At 70.1% G+C, this 18,565-nt stretch carries 14 protein-coding genes; 4 read left to right on the top strand and 10 right to left on the bottom strand.

All coding sequences use genetic code 11. The features are described from left to right. Window positions 1-9 precede the first annotated feature (9 nt). The 4 genes from P5P86_RS09745 (at window position 10) to P5P86_RS09730 (ending at window position 5,205) form a co-directional block, all read left to right on the top strand. Window positions 10-1,008, top strand: coding sequence for a MaoC family dehydratase (locus P5P86_RS09745; protein ID WP_280611132.1), 999 nt, complete (start codon window positions 10-12; stop codon window positions 1,006-1,008). Window positions 1,009-1,249: 241 nt separating this feature from the next. Then, window positions 1,250-2,548: an ABC transporter substrate-binding protein gene (locus P5P86_RS09740; protein ID WP_280611131.1), complete on the top strand. Its 1,299-nt coding sequence runs from the start codon at window positions 1,250-1,252 to the stop codon at window positions 2,546-2,548. Window positions 2,549-2,740: 192 nt separating this feature from the next. Then, on the top strand, window positions 2,741-3,628 hold the full coding sequence (locus P5P86_RS09735) for a 3-carboxyethylcatechol 2,3-dioxygenase (RefSeq protein WP_280611130.1): 888 nt from the start codon (window positions 2,741-2,743) through the stop codon (window positions 3,626-3,628). A gap of 41 nt (window positions 3,629-3,669) precedes the next feature. Then, the gene (locus P5P86_RS09730) at window positions 3,670-5,205 is read left to right on the top strand and encodes an FAD-dependent oxidoreductase (protein WP_280611129.1); all 1,536 of its coding nucleotides are present in this window, start codon (window positions 3,670-3,672) and stop codon (window positions 5,203-5,205) included. 68 nt (window positions 5,206-5,273) lie between these two features. Here P5P86_RS09730 and P5P86_RS09725 read toward each other — a convergent pair whose 3' ends face one another. The 10 genes from P5P86_RS09725 to P5P86_RS09680 all read right to left on the bottom strand — a co-directional run bounded on the left by P5P86_RS09725 (window position 5,274) and on the right by P5P86_RS09680 (window position 18,563). Then, complete coding sequence (locus P5P86_RS09725; protein ID WP_280611128.1) at window positions 5,274-6,029, bottom strand: SDR family NAD(P)-dependent oxidoreductase; 756 nt, start codon at window positions 6,027-6,029, stop codon at window positions 5,274-5,276. Window positions 6,030-6,036: 7 nt separating this feature from the next. Next, window positions 6,037-6,786: an ABC transporter ATP-binding protein gene (locus P5P86_RS09720; protein WP_280611127.1), complete on the bottom strand. Its 750-nt coding sequence runs from the start codon at window positions 6,784-6,786 to the stop codon at window positions 6,037-6,039. Next, window positions 6,783-9,545, bottom strand: coding sequence for an ABC transporter permease subunit (locus P5P86_RS09715; RefSeq protein WP_280611126.1), 2,763 nt, complete (start codon window positions 9,543-9,545; stop codon window positions 6,783-6,785). The genes P5P86_RS09720 and P5P86_RS09715 overlap by 4 nt, the downstream gene beginning before the upstream one ends. A 208-nt stretch (window positions 9,546-9,753) precedes the next feature. After that, window positions 9,754-10,662: an LLM class F420-dependent oxidoreductase gene (locus tag P5P86_RS09710; protein WP_280611125.1), complete on the bottom strand. Its 909-nt coding sequence runs from the start codon at window positions 10,660-10,662 to the stop codon at window positions 9,754-9,756. 48 nt (window positions 10,663-10,710) lie between these two features. Continuing rightward, the gene (locus tag P5P86_RS09705; protein WP_280611124.1) at window positions 10,711-11,886 is read right to left on the bottom strand and encodes an acyl-CoA dehydrogenase family protein; all 1,176 of its coding nucleotides are present in this window, start codon (window positions 11,884-11,886) and stop codon (window positions 10,711-10,713) included. Continuing rightward, window positions 11,886-12,470: a flavin reductase family protein gene (locus P5P86_RS09700; protein ID WP_280611123.1), complete on the bottom strand. Its 585-nt coding sequence runs from the start codon at window positions 12,468-12,470 to the stop codon at window positions 11,886-11,888. The genes P5P86_RS09705 and P5P86_RS09700 overlap by 1 nt, the downstream gene beginning before the upstream one ends. Beyond that, the gene (locus P5P86_RS09695; RefSeq protein ID WP_280611122.1) at window positions 12,467-13,414 is read right to left on the bottom strand and encodes an alpha/beta fold hydrolase; all 948 of its coding nucleotides are present in this window, start codon (window positions 13,412-13,414) and stop codon (window positions 12,467-12,469) included. Before P5P86_RS09695 ends, P5P86_RS09700 begins: the two co-directional genes overlap by 4 nt. Before the next feature lie 7 nt (window positions 13,415-13,421). Beyond that, window positions 13,422-14,627 carry a thiolase family protein gene (locus tag P5P86_RS09690; protein ID WP_280611121.1) on the bottom strand — a complete coding sequence of 402 codons (1,206 nt, stop codon included), beginning with the start codon at window positions 14,625-14,627 and terminating at the stop codon, window positions 13,422-13,424. A gap of 24 nt (window positions 14,628-14,651) precedes the next feature. Beyond that, window positions 14,652-16,139 (bottom strand): aldehyde dehydrogenase, encoded by a 1,488-nt coding sequence (locus P5P86_RS09685; protein WP_280611120.1) that lies wholly within the window; start codon window positions 16,137-16,139, stop codon window positions 14,652-14,654. A 27-nt stretch (window positions 16,140-16,166) separates the two neighbouring features. Beyond that, window positions 16,167-18,563, bottom strand: a complete 2,397-nt coding sequence (locus P5P86_RS09680; protein WP_280611119.1) for an AMP-binding protein — start codon at window positions 18,561-18,563, stop codon at window positions 16,167-16,169. Window positions 18,564-18,565: the final 2 nt, after the last annotated feature.

Here is an 18,565-nt window from a genome sequence, read left to right as displayed (position 1 = left end):
GGCCAGCAGATGTCGACAGCCGTAGGAGGACCGTACTTCGACGAGCTCGAGGTCGGCATGACCTTCGACACGGCTCCGGCGGTGACCTTGACCGACGGGCTCGCCGCCAGCCACCGCGCGATCCTCGGGGATCGCCTGCGTCTCCCCCTCGATCACGGGCTGTCGCGGCTGGTGACCGGTGCGCCGACTCCGCTCGCCAGCCCGAGCCTGGTCTGGGACCTCGCCATCGGGCAGTCGACGCTCGCCACGCATCACGTCAAGGCCAACCTGTTCTATCGGGGCCTGCGCTTCCGCAGGTTCCCCCATATCGGCGACACCCTGACGACGCGCACCACCGTCGAGGGCCTGCGAGACAACGCCCCGAAGCCTGGCCGCGCGGCCACCGGCCTCGCCGCCCTGCACATGACCACCTCCGATCAGCATGGCCGCACCGTGCTCGACTTCCATCGCTGCGCGATGTTGCCCGTCGGGCCCGACGCCGACCCGAGCCGCGGGCGGCGCGATCAGGATCTCACCGCGATCGGCGTCCCCACCGGGGAGCGAGCCGAGTGGGCCATGCCGCAGGAGTGGGACCTGGCGGCCTACCGCCGCAGCACCGCGAGTGCGACCCGAGCGGTCGATCTCGTCGGGCGTTCCTTCGCGACCTCGGGCGACGTCGTCTCCTCGGCCCCCGAGCTCGCGCGTCTGTCGCTGAACATCGCTGCCGTACATCACGACGAGCGGGTCGGCGGGTCGCGTCTCGTCTACGGCGGCCACACCATCGGCCTCGCCCTGGCCCAGACCACCCGAGCGCTGCCCGATCTCGTCACCATCCTCGGCTGGGAGTCCTGTGACCACACCGGCCCGGTACGCGAGAACGACACACTCACCAGCCACATCGAGGTGCTGGGTCACACGCCTCTTCGTCAGGGCAGCGCCCTCCACCTGCGTTGCCTCGTCGCGGCGCATCGTGCGGACACCGATCCCGCGCCGGTGCTCGACTGGCGCTACACCGCGCTCGTCGCCTGACCAACCCTGCGCGAAAGACATTTACTGACACTAGTGTCCGCCTCCGGGCGGGCCATCCCAGGCCCGAGGTCGGCTGCTACGCCCCTCGAGGCGCCCAGAAATCAGGGCGAGTGGAGTCAAAGTCGACCCAACCTGACTCACCCCCTTGCGGCGTGACGTACGTCATGTCAGGATCACCGGTATTACGTATCTGACACGGCTGTTCACTTTGCTCGGCCGGTCTTCCTCCCTAGGAGAAACCATGCACGTTTCCGGATCCGGCCGTCGGGCGCTGGGCATCGCGCTTCCGGCAGCCCTGGCTCTGACGCTGGCCGCATGCGGCTCGGGCAGCAACGACAGCAGCAACAGCAACACCGACAGCACGGCGCCCGCGAGCGCATCGCCGGCAGCGGACAGCGCCGCCTTCGGCACCCCGAAGAAGGCCACCGGCACGCCGATCACCATCGGGGTGATCAGCGACGGCCAGGGCGCAGCGATCGACGAGTCCGACGAGTACAAGGGCGCTCAAGCGGCAGCGGCGTACGCCAACGACTACCTGGGCGGCATTGCCGGCCACCCGATCACCGTCAAGGTCTGCCAGGCTCGGCAGGACCCGGCCGCTGCCACCGACTGCGCCAACCAGATGGTCACCGCTCACGCATCGGCCGTCATCGAGGGGACCCTGGCCGAGATCGACCAGACCGTCTCGGTGCTCTCCTCCGCGAAGATCCCCCTGGTCGCAGGCGCCGCCAGCACCCAGGCCGCGCTCAGCTCCCCCTACGTCTACTCGCTGTTCAACGGGCTGTCGTACTTCGGCGTGCCTGCCGCCGAAGGCAAGACGCTGGGCGCCACGACCGCCGACATGGTCGTCATCGCGGTCCCAGGTGCCGAGGGCCCCGCCAAGCAGGTCGGGACCACCCTCTACAAGAACGCCGGCATCAAGCTGACGGTGACGGCCGTCCCGCCGGGCACCGCCGACATGACGCCCCAGATCACCACGGCATCGGCCAACAAGCCGGGCCTCTACCACGTCTTCGGCAACGACAGCTTCTGCACCTCGGCCATTCAGGCGATCAAGACCGTCGACCCGAACACGCCGATCATCGCCCTGTCCCAGTGCCTGTCCCACGCGGGCGCACAGGCGATCCCGGGCGGCTACGCGGGCGTCAAGGTCGTCACCACCTCGGACCTGGATCCCACCAACCCCGAGACCAAGCTCTTCGACGCCGTGATCGCCAAGTACGGCCACGGCGGCGGTGCGACGATCGTCGGCGCCCAGGGCTACTCGCCCATGCTGGGCATGATCGAGGCGCTCAACGCGGCGAGCATCTCCGATGTCTCGGCAACCGGCGTCGCTGCCGGGCTCAAGTCCGCTCCCGCCACGACGTATCCGCTCGCGGCGGGCGCGAAGTTCCAGTGCAACGGCAAGCAGATGCCGATCTCCCCCAACGTCTGCAGCTCCAACGGCATCCTCGCCGAGGCCAAGGCCGACGGCACCCTGACGAACTACCGACTGATCCCCTCGGACCCGACGCTCTACTCACTGCCCGCCGCTGGCTGACCAGCGACCGCTCCGCGCGTCGGCCGTCGCCCCGTCGGGCGGCGGCCGACGTGCGTCGCTAGCAGCGGAGCCCCTCGCGAACTAAAGTGACTCATCTGTCAGATTCTCTTCCGATCATGCTCCGCGAACGATAGATTGGAACCCTGATCGGTCGGCCTGGAACGTAGCATCCATGTCAGAAAGTGCAGGACCATGTCTGAGAACCTCGATGGCGCGACGATGGTCGTCTGCGCCTCGCACAGTCCCGGGATGCTCCGCGACACCGAAGCCGCCTACGGCGCTACCTTCCGTGCCGGGATCGACGAGGCCCGGCGGCGGGTGACCGCCTTCGAGCCCGATCTTGTCGTCTTCTTCGGCAGCGACCATCGCCGCGCCTTCACCGACACCGTCCCTGCCATCGCCGTGATGCTCGCCGCCGACGGGCTCGGCGACCTCGGCTCGCCCACCGGCAGCTTCGACGTCCCCGCAGAGATCGCCGAGCCTCTCGCAGCCGCGCTGCTGCGGCGCGACTTCGACGTCACGGTGGTCCGCAAGGTGGCCCTCGACCATGGCTTCGGACAGACGTACTCGCACCTCATCGGCGACCTTCCGACGGTTCCCGTGATCCCCATCTATCTCAACTGCGCGACTCCGCCCCTCGCCGGACCGGCGCGCGCCCACGCCTTGGGCCGCCTCGTCGGCGAGGAGTTGGCAAGCCTGGGCAAGCGCATCCTGTACGTCGGCTCCGGCGGCCTCTCGCACTCGCCGCCAAGCCTCGAGGCCGCGGCCGCGGGCCTCTCCGACGCCGAGCGGCTGGCCGTCAACGAGGCCGGTCGTGCGGCAGCCCGGGACAAGATCGATCCGGCTTGGGACCAGCAGTTCCTCCAACGGGTCACCGACGATCCGGCGAGCTTCGCGGCGTTCACCGACGACGACATCATCCCTGCCGGGGTCGGCGCTCACGAGGTCCGCACCTGGATCGCAGCAGTAGCGGCCGGAGACACCCCGATGGAGATCGTGGCCTACGAGCCGGTCCCCGAGTGGATCACCGGCATGGGCGTGGTCACGACCCCACCCGGCGTCTCGCCGACACTCCCCTGACCCTTGCCGCCTCTGACCCGAAGTCGAACAGGTTTCTCACCATGACCCACGTCATCACCGGAAGTTGCTGCAACGACGCCGCCTGCGTGGTCGTCTGCCCGGTCAACTGCATCCACCCAGCCCCGGGCGAGCCCGGCTTCGGGACCGCCGAGATGCTCTACATCGACGACGCGAGCTGCATCGACTGCGGCGCGTGCGTCGACGCGTGTCCGGTGGACGCGATCGCACCCGACTACGACATGGATCCGATCGACGAGCCGTTCCTCGCCCTCAACAACGCCTGGTACGCGCTGCCCGAGCGGTCCTCGTACGCCGCGCCGCCGCGTGAAGCGGTCTTGGCAGCGACCCGTCCGGGCCCGCTCAAGGTGGCAGTGGTCGGCACCGGGCCGACCGGCGGCTACGTCGTGGATGCGCTGCTAGCGGTTCGTGGCGTCAAGGTCGAGGTCACGGTCCTCGACAAGATGCTCACGCCCGGAGGCCTCGTCCGCTACGGCGTGGCCCCCGACCATCTCGACACCAAGAACGCCGCCACGGTCATCGAGAAGACACTGAAGCGGCAGGAGGTGACGGTGCGCCTCGGCGTCGACGTCGGCACCGACATCTCGCTCGAGGAGCTCACCGCGAGCCACCATGCAGTGATCTTCGCGACCGGCTCCTCGGAGGGACGACGGCTCGGCATCCCCGGCGAGGACCTGCCCGGCTCTGCCTCCGCCGTCGACTTCGTGGGCTGGTACAACGGCCATCCCGACCAGGCCGATCTCGACTTCGACCTCACCGCTGACCGCGCCGTCGTCATCGGCAACGGCAACGTCGCCCTCGACGTGGCGCGCATCCTGCTCGCGACGCCCGAGGTGTTGGCGAAGAGCGATATCGCGACCCATGCTCTCGACGCGCTCGCCGACAGCAAGATCCGTGAGGTGGTGCTCGTCGGGCGCCGTGGCCCGGAGCACGCGGCTTTCACGGCCGGCGAGCTCATCGGGCTCATGCAGGTGCCCGGCCTCGGGCTCTCCGCCCGGGACGAGGAGATCGACGCCACCAGCGACGATCCGATCATCGCCCACAAGATCCAGCTGCTGAAGAGCCTCCCCGGCGGCGACGACGAGCGCCGGCTGGAGTTCCGCTTCGGCCTGCGCCCGAGCGAGTTGCTCGGCGACACGATGGTGCGCGGGGTCCGCTTCGACGACGGCGAGGAGATGGATGCCGGCCTCGTGCTCAGCGCGATCGGCTACCGCGGGCGCCCGGTTCCCGGTCTCCCGTTCGACGAGCTCACCGGGATCGTCCCCCACGAGGGCGGCCGGGTCGCCCCCGGGCTGTACGTCGCCGGGTGGATCAAGCGCGGCCCGTCAGGCGGCATCGGGGCCAACAAGTGGGATGCCCGCGAGACGGTCGCGGCGCTCGTCGCCGACTTCGATGCCGGTGTGCTCGGCGAGCCGACGGACAAGCTGCGTGACGTCGGATTCGGCATGGACGCCTGGTCACGCATCGACGCCGAGGAGAAGGCGCTGGGTCGCGCCGCGGGCCGGCCGCGCATCAAGCTCGTCGACCTCGTCGCTCAGCACTCGGCGATCGGCGGCTGACGGGCCCCAGCCCGACCGCTACGACGAAGGGCCCCGTCGAGGACGGGGCCCTTCGTCGTAGCGGTCGGTCAGCGGTTGATCAGGCCTCCGTCGACGCGGAAGTCGGCCCCCGTCGCGAAGCTGGCATCGTCGGAGGCGAGGAAGGCTGCGAACGCGGCGACGTCGTCGGGCTGCCCGAGACGAGGCACGAGTGAGCGTGCCATGAGCGCTTCCGTCACGCCCGGCTGGGCCAGCTGCGCTGAGGAACCCGGCGTCTCGATGACACCGGGGCTGATGCTGACCGCCCGGATGCCCAGTGGGGCGCCCTCGGCAGCCATGACGTGGGTCATCCCCCGGACACCCCACTTGGTGGCCGAATGTGCGATCCCGGCGACGCTGCCGCCGTGCGCGGCGACCGAGGCGGTGTTCATGATCAGACCACCGTCGGTCGCAAGCTGGGACCAGGCCGCCTTGGTCGCCAGGAAGACCAGCGTCAGCTCGTTGCGGATCGAGCGCTCCCAATCGGATGGCGTCATGGACTCGATCGTCGCGAAGACCCCGGAGGAGGCGTTGTTCCACAGGATGTCGATCCGTCCGTACGCCGCCAAGCCCTCCTCGATCCAGCGGCGACAGTCGCCGTAGTCACCCAGATCGACGGGCGCGACCGTCACCATGGTGCCGCCTGCGGCCGTCACGAGTGCTTGCGTCTGCGCCGCGCTCGAGACGTCGGCGTCGCAACCCACCACGCTGGCTCCCGCCGCGGCGAACCTGATCGCGCCGGCGCGTCCGATGCCGCCACCGGTGCCACTGATGAAGGCGACCTTGCCATCGAGCGAACCCGTCATGCGGCGCTCATACGGCGGCAACCGTCTCGCCGAGGTAGGCCGCCTGGAGGTGCTCGGGATGTGCTGCGAGGTCGGCGGCACTCCCCTGCAGGCGCACGTCGCCGTGCACGATCACCAGGGCGTCGTCGGCGACCTCCAGGGCGAGCTGCACATGCTGCTCGACCAGGACCACGACGGCGCCGGTGTCGTCGGCGATGCGGCGCACGATGGGGAGCAACTCCTCGACGATGACGGGAGCCAGACCCATGCTCATCTCGTCGATGAGCAGCACCTTGGGCCGCTGCACGAGCGCTCGAGCGACGGCGAGCATCTGCTGCTCGCCGCCGGACACCGCTCCGGCCGGCACCTTGAGCCGCTTCTTCAGCGCCGGGAACATCTCCATGACGGCGTCGAGGTCAGGACCACCCGAGCGCTGCGCGATCTGGATGTTCTCCCGGACCGTCAGCCCGGTGAAGAGGGCGCGATCGTCGGCGACGAGCACCAGCCCGGCCTTGTTGGCGGCGCCGGGACGGGCGCTCGGGATCGGCTTGCCGTCCACCAGCACCTCACCTGAGAGACGCGGCAGCATCCCGGCTAGTGTCGTCATGAGGGTCGTCTTACCGGCGCCGTTCGGGCCGAGCACCGCGAGCACCCGGCCCGGCTGGAGACTCAGGTCGAGGGCGCGTACGACGGTCACGGTGCCGTATCCGGCCGTCAGACCGCGGCACTCCAGCACGGGAACGGCCGGCTGCCCTTCGGACGTCGTTTCGAGGCTCATGCGGTGACCGCCTTCTGACCGTGGGTGCCGAGGTAGGCCTCGGCGACGCGGGGGTCGACGCGGATCTCGGCCGGGGTGCCCGACGCGATCACCTCGCCGAAGTTGAGGACAGTGATCTGGTCGCACAGGCCGAGCATCAGGCCCATGTCGTGGTCGACCACGATGATGGTGACGCCCGCCTCGCGGATGCGGCGGAGCCGCTCGCCCAACCACTGGCTCTCGGCGGTGTCGAGACCGCCGGCGGGCTCGTCGAGGAGGAGCACCCGCGGGTGCCCGGCCAGGGCACGAGCGATCGACACCAGCTGACGCTGACCCTGGGACAGCTCGCTGGCCGGCCGCTCCCGCACGTCGTTGAGGCCGAGCAGGCGCAGGGTCGCATCGAGTCGCTCGGCGTCGCCGAAGCTCGGCACCGTCCCGGTCTCGACGCGGTGTCCGGCCGCTGTCAGACCGACCTTCACGTTCTCCAGCACGCTGAGGTCGTCGTACAGCTCGATGGCCTGGAAGGTGCGCCCCAGCCCGGCGCGGATCCGCTCGTGCGGCACCTTGCCCTCGAGCGGGTCGCCGGCGAGGCGTACGGCTCCCGCATGCGTGGCGAAGCCGCTGATCGCGTCGATCAGGGTCGTCTTGCCGGCACCGTTGGGGCCGATCAGGCCGACGATCGCACCCTGCGGAACCTTGAGCGAGACACCGTTGACCGCGACGACGCCGCCGTAACGGACCGAGACGTCGCTCAGCTCGAGCTCGGTGCCGGCGTCGGGGTCGAAGGTGGCCGGGATCGGCTCGGTGAGCTCGGCCTCGGCACGCGCGACGACCGAGCCCATCGCGCTCGCATCCCCGCTCCGCCGCTTGGCGAGGAAGGAGTGAGCGGGACCGACGATGCCCTCGGGGTTGAGGATGACGGTGAAGACCAGCAGCACGGCTGCGACCACGGGATACCAGCCGCTGGCGGAGAAGACCTCGTCGATCAGGATGAAGAGGATGCCGTTGGTGGCAGAGACCCCCGCGAGCAGGCCGCCGGAGATGGACGTCGCGCCGCATAGGTAGACGGTGCCGAAGAGGGCCAGCCCTGCCATCGCCGAGAAGGAGGTCGCCGTGATGGTCTGCTGCTGGTAGGCGAGCAGGCACCCGCCCAGGCCTGCGATGAAGGCGGCGATGCCGAAGGCGAGGATCTTCACCCGCACCACGCTGACGCCCGCGGCAGCGGCCGATCGCTCGTTGGCCTTGACGGCCAACATCTGCGACCCGAGCTGGCTGCGCCGCAGGAGGGCCACCCCGATCGCGACGGCGAAGAGCACGACGAGGCACAGGATGCCGAACCGCACCCGTGGATAGCCCAGACCCGAGCCGATGCCGAGGTTCCAACCGAACAGGGAGGGGGTCGGCACGTGCACGCCCGCCTCCCCGACGAAGTCGCTGTTGCGGAACCAGAGGGCCTCCACGGCGAAGGCCATCGCCAGCGTGACCACCGCCACGGGTAGCCCCCGGATGCGGAGCGCCGGCAGTCCCACGAGCACGCCCAGCGCGGCGGCGCCGAGAGCGGCCAGGAGCGGGGCGAACGGGAAGGGTACGTGCAGGTGATCGCCGATCGGTCCCAGGATGAAGCCGCCCGTGCCGGCGATGGTGAGCTGGGCCAGGGAGACCTGACCCGCGTAGCCGGTGACGACCACCGTCGACAACGCGACGATCGCCATGATGAAGGTGACGATCAGGCCGTTGCGCCAGCGGTCGTGGAGGAGCACCAGCCCGAGCACCGACACCACGGCCATGACGACGCTGGTCGGGAGGAGCCGCTGCGGGCGCGGCGCCCGACCCAGCGACTGCAGGATGATCGACCCGCGGCCCGGCAGCGCACGGGCACGGATGACGAGCACCAGCATGATCAGGACGAGCGGGATCAGCTCGGGCAGTCCCGCCGAGGGAAGCTTCGAGTAGCGGGCCTCGAGGTGCTGCGCGTCGGACTGGAGCGCACCGATCACGATGCCGACCACGACCGCCCACACGACGTACTCGAACCGCGCGACGATGGCGGCAGCGAGCGCCGGCACGATGAAGAGCGTGTAGGCCTCCGGCACCAGCGGGACGATCGGCGCGATCAGGATGCCCGCGAGGCCGGCGACGGCCGAGCTCAGCATCCAGTTGTAGGCCGCGATGCGGTCCGGCGAGATGCCGCTGAGGTAGGCACCGCGCTCGGTCTCGGCAGCCGCGCGAGTGTGCAGGCCGAACCGGGTGAACCGAAGCACCGCCATCAGCACGACAGCCACGACGAGGATCGCAGCGGCGAAGTAGACGCGGTCGGAGGAGATGACCAACTGGTCGTGGCGCCAGACCTTGGCGGGGAAGATCGGCCGGACCGCCACCGGTGTCGTCCCGAGCTTGACGGCGACCAGGCTGCTGACGAGCAGCGAGACGCCCAGCGCGGCCACCGCCTTCGCGACGGGTGGCGCCGTGCGGAGGGGTCGGAAGATGAGCACGTAGAGCACCAGCCCTACCAGCGCGCTGACAGCGAGGGCGATCAGCAGAGCCGGCCAGAAGCCGAGCGGGGTGCCGAAGTCCCAGCTGTCCGGCAGCCCGGGGATCAGCAGGAGCAGCTTGCCCTGCCGGAGGAAGGCATAGATGTAGGCCGTGTAGAGGGCGATCGCCCCGCTGCCGAAGTTGACCACGCCGGAGCTGCGGTAGGTCAGCACGATGGCCAACGCCAGCGCGCCGAACACGGCTCCGTTGCCGAGGCCCAGCAGGAGGAAGACGAGATGCTGCGTCATCGACGGCAGTCCCTTCGGATCGTACGGGTTCAATTCGGTGACACTGACGTTAGATGAACCGCGTCACCACCGCTAGTGGATCGCCCGAGAAACTGTGTCCGGCGTCACTTTTCTGAGGATGGACGCGGCTTGGAACGCCGCGGCGCTCCTCCAGCCGCCGTCCCGGACGCGCGCGGGAAGCATGTAGCCATAGGTGTCAGTTCGAGACCTAACTGAGCTTCAACCGCTCGCTGATCTCGGCGACGTCGCGCTTGAACTCGGCGAAGGATCGGCTCGATGGCTCGACCGTGAGCCAGGTGATCCCCGCCTCGGCGTACGCCTCGACGCGAGGCGCGAGCGCGTCGGCGAAGGCCGTGGCGTCCTCGCGCAAGAGGCTCTTCTCGAACGGCACGAAGCTGACGTCGAGCGGACCGCGACCGAGCTCCGCCCGCCGCAGGGCCTGCTCGGCGATCAGCCTCCGCAGCGCGGGAAGGTCCTCCAGCGGCGGCGTCTTGGTGATCGCCGCCATCTGCGCGGATTGCGCGATCGGCATCCACCCGTCCGCCAGCTCGACGACGCGGCGACGGGCCGGGGCGCTGTTGCCGCCGATCCAGATCGGCGGACCGCCCGCCTGTGCGGGCGCCGGCAGGGCGACGTGGCCGTCGATCCCGAACTCCGGTCCGTGGTGGTCGACTCCGCTCCAGCTGGCCCGCATCGCCGCGATGCCCTCGTCGAGGAGCCTGCCCCGGCGCTGGAAGTCCGCGCCGAGGGCCGCGAACTCGGTCTCGAGATACCCGGCCCCCATCCCGAGCGTGAGTCGCCCGCCGGAGAGCAGATCGAGGCTGGCGGCCGCCTTGGCGGCCAGGTAGGGACTCCGGTAGCCGGCGACCATGACGTAGGTGATCACCCGAAGACTGTGGGTCGCCTCGGCGACCATGCCGAGCGAGACGAAGGGGTCGAAGGCGTGGTGCCCGCCGTTGGCCAGCCACGTCTTGTCCGGGTAGGGGTGCTCGCTCATGGAGAAGCCGTCGAAGCCGGCCTCCTCGACGAAGCGCGCCAGCTCCCCCAGGCTGCCGTCGCCGATCCATTGCGGGTAGTGCTTGACCGCCCGCATCGGGAACATCAGGTTCGTCTTCATAGCGGTCTCCACGCGGTCGGGTCACTTGGGGCGGGTCATTGAGATGGGTCAGCTGAGGAGGCCGCGGGCGATGACGACGCGCTGCACCTCGGTCGCGCCCTCGCCCAGGCGCTTGACCCTCAGATCACGGAGCCACCGCTCCAACGGCAGCTCGTCGGCCACGCCCAGGGCGCCATGGACCTGGATGCACCTGTCCACGACGCGGTACGCCGTCTCGGTGGCGTACATCTTCGCCACCGAGGCATCGACGCGGACGTCCTTGCCGAGATCGGCGTTCCACGCGGCCTGGTAGGTCAGCAACCGTGCGGCGCGGAGCTCGACCTCGCTGTCGACGAGCATCCACTGGATGCCCTGCTGGTCGGCGAGTCTGCCGCCGAACACCACGCGGTCCTTCGCCCAGGCGCACGCCATCCGCAGCGCCTCCTGGGCGATGCCGATCGGCCCGGCGGCGTACAGGATGCGGCCGTGGACGAGGGTCGAGCTCGCCTGCGCGAAGCCCCTCCCCTCCTCGCCGATGCGCTGGTCGACCGGGATGCGAACGTCGTCGAAGTGCAGCTCGTAGGGCGCGAAGGAGGCCATCACGTCGATACGACGGATGCTCAGCCCGGGGGTGTCCCTCTCCACCACGAAGCACGAGATCCCGTCGCGCCCCTGACCCGTGCGGGCATAGACGACGCCCCAGTCAGCGCCGTCCGCGTGGCTGGTCCACATCTTCGCGCCGTTGAGCACGTAGTGATCGCCGTCGCGGACCGCCTTGAGCTGGATGGCCCGGGCCGGGTCCGACCCGCCGCCGGGCTCACTGATCGCGGTGTAGGCCTTGGTGGCGGTGCCGTCCAGGATCGGCTGCGCGAAGCGAGCGAACTGATCAGGGGTGGCGCCGTACATGACGATCGGCGGGTTGCCGCCGAAGGCACCCAGGGCGGGAAAGAAGGCGCCCATCCGGCACTTTGCGGCTTCCTCCGCGACCACGACCTGACCGAGCACACTCAACCCGGCGCCGCCGTACGCCTCGGGCGTCTGCAGTGCCCAGAGACCGAGAGCGCGGGCCTTCGCCTGCAACGGCAGGAGACGCTCTCGCGAAAGGCCCGCGGCGTCGTGCGGCAGCCCTGCCTCGAGCGGACGGACCTCGGCATCCATGAACCGGCGGACCGTGTCACGCAGGGCGAGGAGCTCCTCGGGCAGCTCCCACGTGCCGGCGGGGCTCTGCTCCGACCGGGTGGACATCAGCCGGCATCGCCGAAGCGGCGCGACCGCGCGTTGGCCAGCTGCGGGCCGTGGTTGGCCTCGTACTGCTCGATCCAGGCGGGCGGCAGCTTGCTCCAGGCCTCGCCGATCTGGAGGCGGCGACCCGGATGCAGGACCTCTGCCGCGGCCACGTCGCCGACGAAGATCGAGCTCTCCTGGACGTCCAGGGTGCCGGTCACCCGAGCCTCGACATAGCTGTGGGCGCCGAGCAGCACCGGCGCACCGGTGACGCCCGTCTTCGTGCGGAGCTTGCCGACCTTGTCGCCGTCGCGCCCCGAGCTGCCGCCGAGGGTCATCAGGATCTCGAGCGACTCCTCGATCCGGTCGTCCTCGGCACTGAGCAGGTGCATGACGAACACCCCGGAGCGCACGACCATGTCATGGGTCAGGTTGTACTTCGTCAGGCTGATCGTGGCGCGCGGCGCCTCGGGGATGATGCTGGCGGCGCCTGCCGACAGCGACATCAGCCCGTTCGCGAAGCCGCCGTCGATCGTGGTGATGGCCACGGGGAACGGTCGCAGTCCGCTGAGGACCTTGCCTGCTGCCTCGGTGTCGATGGTCATCGGACCTCCTGGTCGTGATGGTCGTGATGGTCGTGCTCGAGCGTCCCGTCGAGATATCCGAGCAGGTTGGCCGTGAAGATGTCGTTGTCGTCGCCGGCCACCATGTGCCCCACACCGCGTACGTCGAGGACCGTCGCCTGCGGGATGAGCTCACGCATCTCCGCCACGCCTGCATCGGAGACGACGTCGGAGTGGGCGCCGCGCACGAGCAGCACCGGGTGACGCAGCGCCAGGGCCGCAGCCCGCGAGCGGGCGTAGATGGCGGCACTCATCGCGGAGTCCGCATGCTCGTCGTCCGGGCGGTCGAGTCGCATCATCGCCGGGTCCCAGTGCCAGTGCCAGCGTCCACCGCGCAGTCGCAGGTTCTTGCGGAGGCCCTCGAGGCTACCGCCGTGGCGGCGGTGCGGGTTGTAGCCCGAGATCGCCGCTGCCGCCTCCTCCAGCGAGCCGAAGCCCTCGGGCGCGCCGCGCATGAACTCCTTGACGCGACGGGCCCCGCTGCGCTCCACCGACACCGCGATGTCGACCAGCACCAGCGAGTCGGCCAGCGTCGGGTCCTCGCCGATCGCTATCAGCGCGACCTTGCCGCCCAGCGAGGCGCCGACCAGCGACACCGGCACGGCCGGCTCGACAGCCTTGATCCGGGCGATCGTCTCGCGGAGGTCGGCGATCATCACCGTCATGCCGTAGTCGCCGTCCGCGGCCCAGTCGCTGTCACCGTGACCGCGGAGGTCGACGGCGTACGCGATCCAGCCGTCCGCCGCGAGCCGTTCCCCTGTGCGACGCCAGGAATGTCGGGTCTGGCCCCCTCCATGCAGGAGGACGACGACACCCTTGGGTGTCCGATCGGCCGGCGGCGCCCATCGGTCCGCCGCCAGGTTCAGGCCGGCGCCGGGAAGCGTGATCGTCCGGGCCTGCGAGGGAGCGCCCCGCGCGCCGCTCACCGAAGACTCACTTTCCGGCAGCGGGAGCGGGGACCTGGATCACCAGCGCGCCTGCCTGACCGCCTCCGGCGCACATCGCCGCGACAGCGGTGCCACCACCGCGACGGCGCAGCTCGTTGATCAGGGTGATCACCATCCGTGTTCCCGACGCCGCGACGGGGTGGCCAAGGCTGCAGCCGCTGCCCGCCGTGTTGACGCGCTCCTCGTCGATGCCGAGCTTCTTGCAGGCCGCTACCGGCACGGCGGCGAAGGCCTCGTTGATCTCCCACAGATCGATGTCGGCGATGCCGAGCCCGGCTCGATCGAGCACCTTGGGGATCACATCGAGCGGGGCGAGGCCCATCCGGCCCGGTTCGGTGGCGGTCGAGGCCCAGGCCCTGACAACGGCCAGCGTCTCGAGACCCTCGGAGGCCGCGAGGTCGCTGGATACGACCATCACGGCCGCTGCAGCGTCGTTCATCCCGCTGGCGTTGCCGGCTGTGATCGAGAAGTCGGGAATCTCGGGATGGAGCGGGTTGAGCGAGGCGAGCTTCTCCATCGTGGTGCTGCGGCGCGGGTGCTCGTCGACCTCGAAGGTCACCGTCGTGCCGTCGGCCTGACGGGCCTGTACCGGGACGATCTCGTCCTTGAACGCGCCGGCGTCGATCGCCGCAACCGCCCGCTGGTGGGAGCGGAACGCCCAGGCGTCCATCTCCTCGCGGGTCAGGCCGACCTCCTTGGCGGTGTTCCAGCCGACGGAGATGGACATGTCCATGTTGGGCGCCTCGGGCGTGTCGGGGTGCGTGGGCGGCATCCATCGCTCGGTGTACTCGTCGACGGTGCCGGGGGTACGGAAGCGCTGAAGCGGCGCTGTCGAGGTCGACTGGGTGCCGCCGGCGATGATGGCCCGCTCGGCCCCGGAGACGATCTGGGCCGCCGCGTCGGCGATGGCCGTGAGTCCGCCGGCGCAGTGCCGGTTGACGGCCTGACCCGGCACGTGGGTCATGCCTGTCACGACGGCGGCGTGGCGGGCGACGTCGCCGCCGCCGTAGTTCGACTCGGCGAGGATGATGTCGTCGATCCGGGCGACGTCGAGCCCGGAGCGCCGATGCACCTCACGCACGACGACCTCGGCCAGCTCGAGCGCGGTCGTGTCACGCAGGGTGCCCTTGAAGGCGGTGCCGATCGCGGTGCGAGCACCGGCGACGATGACGGCTTCGATCTTCTCTGACATGGTGGTGGTCCTTCGTGTGGTGGGTCAGCCGAGGGTGAACGGATCGCGGGTCTCCCCGCTGAGCTCGACCCAGACGGCCTTGGTCTCGGTGAAGTCCTTGACGGCCTCGAGGCCGTTCTCGCGGCCCATGCCGCTCGCGCCCATGCCACCGAAAGGGACGCTCGGGGCGACCGCACGGTAGGCGTTGACCCACACGGTCCCGGCTCGGAGCCTGCCGGCGACGCGGTGGGCACGGTGCACGTCCTTGGTCCAGACCGAGCCGGCCAGGCCGAACTCGGTGCCGTTGGCGGCGGCGACGGCCTCGTCCTCATCACGGAACGTGGAGACCACCAGGACCGGGCCGAAGATCTCCTCGGTGACAGCACGCATCTTCGGCGTGACGTCGGTCAGCACGGTCGGGCGGACGAAGTAGCCCCCGAGCTCGGGGACCGGCTCGGCACCGTACGCGATCGTCGCACCCTGCTCCCGGGCCGAGGCGAAGTGGGAGAGCACCTTCTCGTACTGCGGGCCGTTGGAGACCGGTCCCATCTCGGTCGCCGGGTCGCGCGGGTCACCGAGCACGATGGTGGAGGCGCGGTCGACCACCTTGCCCACCAGCTCCTCGGCCACGCTCTCGTGCACCAACAGACGGGACCCGGCCAGACAGGTCTGGCCGGTCGCGGCGAAGATGCCCGCCACGATGCCGTTGGCCGCGGCCTCGAGGTCGGCATCGGGGAAGACGACCTGGGCCGACTTGCCGCCGAGCTCGAGGGTGAAGCGGGTCATGTTGGCGACGGCCGCCTGGCCGACCTTGATGCCGGTGCCGGTCGAGCCGGTGAAGGCGACCTTGTCGATACCCGGGTGGGCGGCCAACGCAGCGCCGGTCTCAGGACCCCAGCCGGTGACCACGTTGACGACCCCCGGGGGGAAGCCCGCGCTCTCGAAGAGCCGGCCGAAGGCGAGCGTCGACACCGGGGTGTAGTCGCTCGGCTTGATCACGAAGGTGCAGCCGGCCGCCAGACCCGCCGCGAGCTTCCAGGTGAGCAGGAGCAGCGGGGAGTTCCAGGGTGTGATGGCACCGACGACGCCGACCGGCTCGTGGGTGGTGTAGACGAGGTAGTTGGACTTGCCGGTCGGAACGACCGAGCCTTCGAGCTTGTCCGCCATGCCGGCGAAGTAACGGTAGTAGTCGGGGAGGCCCCTCATCTGACCCGACATCTCGCGCAGCAGCTTGCCGCCATCGCGCACCTCGAAGTCGGCGAGACGGTCGGCCTCCGACTCGATCACGTCGGCGAGCCGATACAGCAGCCGGCCGCGCTCGGTCGCGCTGAGACGGCCCCACGGCCCGTCGAGCGCCTCGCGCGCGGCAGCGACCGCCCGGTCGACGTCGGATGCGTCCCCGTCCGGGACCACCGCCCACGGTCGCCCCGTGTAGGGATCGATGCTCTCGTAGGTGCGGCCGGCGGCAGCCGCCGTCTCGGCACCTCCGATCACGAGGCTGAAGGTCAGCATCTCCTCGGTCTGGGTCGTCACGATCGTCTCCTCAGCGAGCTCGACTGGTCAGCGGAAGCGCGGTGCGCGCTTGTTGGTGCGTGAGTCGGTGCGGCCTGTGCCGGCGTTGCCGATCTGGGTGTAGGACAGTCCGTTGCGCAGGGCCGTGGTGGGGGTCATCTCGAGCGACTCCCAGATCGCACGCACCGTGCCCTGGATCGCCTCAGGGCGACGCCCGGCGATCTCGTCGGCGAGCTGCCGGGCGCGGTCACGCAACTCGGCCGCCGGGACCACCTCGGTCACCAGGCCGATGCGCAGCGCCGTCTCGGCGGTGATCCGCTCGTCGCTGCCGAGCAGAGCCCATCGCAGCACCTCCCCGAGCGGGATACCGCGGGCGAGCATCCCCATCGGCTCCAGCGCGGAGACGATCCCGCCGTTGGCGTGCGGGTCGAAGAAGGTGGCGTCCTCGGAGCAGATGACGATGTCGGACTGGTTGATGAAGTACATCGCACCACCGGCCGCCATGCCGTGGACGGCGCAGATGACCGGCTTCCACACCCGGTGATGACGCGGGCCGAGCAGGACCCCGGGGTCCTCCTGGTTCCAGGCGTTGAGGTGGGACCACCAGGCGCCCTCGCCGACGTCCATGCCGGTGCAGAAGGCGCGATCGCCGTTGGCGCGCAGCACCGCGACGCGGATGTCGTCGTCGTCGCGGACCCGCGCCCACGCATCGGCCATCTCCTCGGTCATCGTCTGGTTGAAGCTGTTGAGCCGATCCGGGCGATCGAGTGTGATCGTGGCGATGTGGTCGACGACCCGGAACTCGATCGTGGAGTAGAGGGTCTCGGTCATGTCGTCTCCCGTGTTCTGAGGGTCGTGACCGGCATCTGGCGCGAACCGGCTGCGCAGATCAGACTTGATGAGCTTGCCGAGCGAGTTGCGGGCGAGGGATGCGACGACCTCGACCTGCTCGGGGAACTTGCGGATGTTGAGCGAGGTGCTGCGCAGGTAGGCCTGCACCGAGGCGAGGTCAGGCGGCGACTGCGGGTCGGCGGGTACGACGACGGCGCACACGCGCTCGCCCGTCACCGGGTCCGGGAGGCCGATCACCGCCACGTCGGCGATGCCGGGCGCACCGATCAGCGCCGACTCGACCTCCTGTGCCGAGATGTTCTCCATCTTGCGGACGATGACGTCCTTGATCCGGCCGGTGACGGCGAGCCGCCCGTCGGGATCGAGGAAGCCCAGATCGCCACTGTGGAAGAAGCCGTCGGCATCGAAGGCGTCGGCGTCGAGGGACGCGTCGACGTAGCCGAGGAACAGCTGCGGACCGCGCACCCGGATCTCGCCGATCTCGCCGATCCCGAGCACGGTCCCGTCGTCCCCGACGATCCTGACCTCGCCGCCACCGGCCGGGATCCCCTCGCAGGAGGCGTGCTGCTCGTCGGTGTCGTGCGGCGTGCCCCAGGTGATGTAGGGGCACTCGGTCATGCCGTAGCCGGAGATGATGCCGACTCCGCCGAGCCGCTCGGCCGCCGCCCGGCTCAGGGTCTGCGGCCTGCCGGAGCCGCCGCCGAGCACCGCCCGCGATCGCGGGAACAGCGGCGCGACGCCGCGCTCCTTCGAGATCCGCAGATACTCGTTCGTGTAGGGGAGCCCCGAGCCGATCAGGGTCGCACCCTGCTCGATCAGGAGGTCGGCGTTGGCCTCGGGGGCGAAGACGGAGCTCACGATCAGGGCATGGCCGATGAGCAGCGCGTGGAGCAGGTGGGTGATGCCCCCGACGTGGGCGACCGGGACGAAGGCCGCACAACGGTCCTCAGGCGTCGCCTCGAGGTTGAGGACGAAGGTGCGCGAGGCGGCGATCAGACCCGAGTCACGGTGGCGGACGCCCTTCGGCGCGGCGGTGGTGCCCGAGGTGTAGAAGATCCAGGTGGCTGTCTCAGAGCCGGGCTCCGAGGGTTCGGGGAGCCGGTCAGGGTCGCCCACCGGCCATGCCTCGTCGATCACCAGCAGGTCGAGGCCGTCGACGCGGCGACGTACGTCCTCGGCCATCGCCGCGTGGTCGAAGCCGCGGTAGGACCGGGGCACGATGAGAAGGCGGGCCCCGACCTGTCGGGTGATGAACTCGACCTCGCCGGCGCGCAGCATCGGAATGATCGGGTTCTGGACGGCGCCGAGCCGCGCCAGGGCCACGGCGAGCGCCATCGACTCCACGCTCGTCGGCAGCTGCCACGAGACGACGTCCCCCGCCCGGACACCCCGCTCCGCCAGTCCGGCGGCGATGCCGAGGGCCAGGTCGCGGAAGGCGGCGAAGGTGACGTGTCGACCGTGCTCGTCGACAGCGAACTCGGCCTGCGGCGTCAGATCGGCACGGTCGGCGACGAGCCGCCACACGGTCGTGCTCGTGAGGCCGGCCTCATCGAGCCGGAGATCGGACCCCGGCGAGGACACGGACGTGGACATGA

It is taken from the genome of Nocardioides sp. BP30, from assembly GCF_029873215.1.
Lineage (GTDB): Bacteria > Actinomycetota > Actinomycetes > Propionibacteriales > Nocardioidaceae > Nocardioides.
The sequence above is the reverse complement of the archived record's forward strand: the minus strand, read 5'-3'. Positions and strand labels throughout refer to the sequence as shown.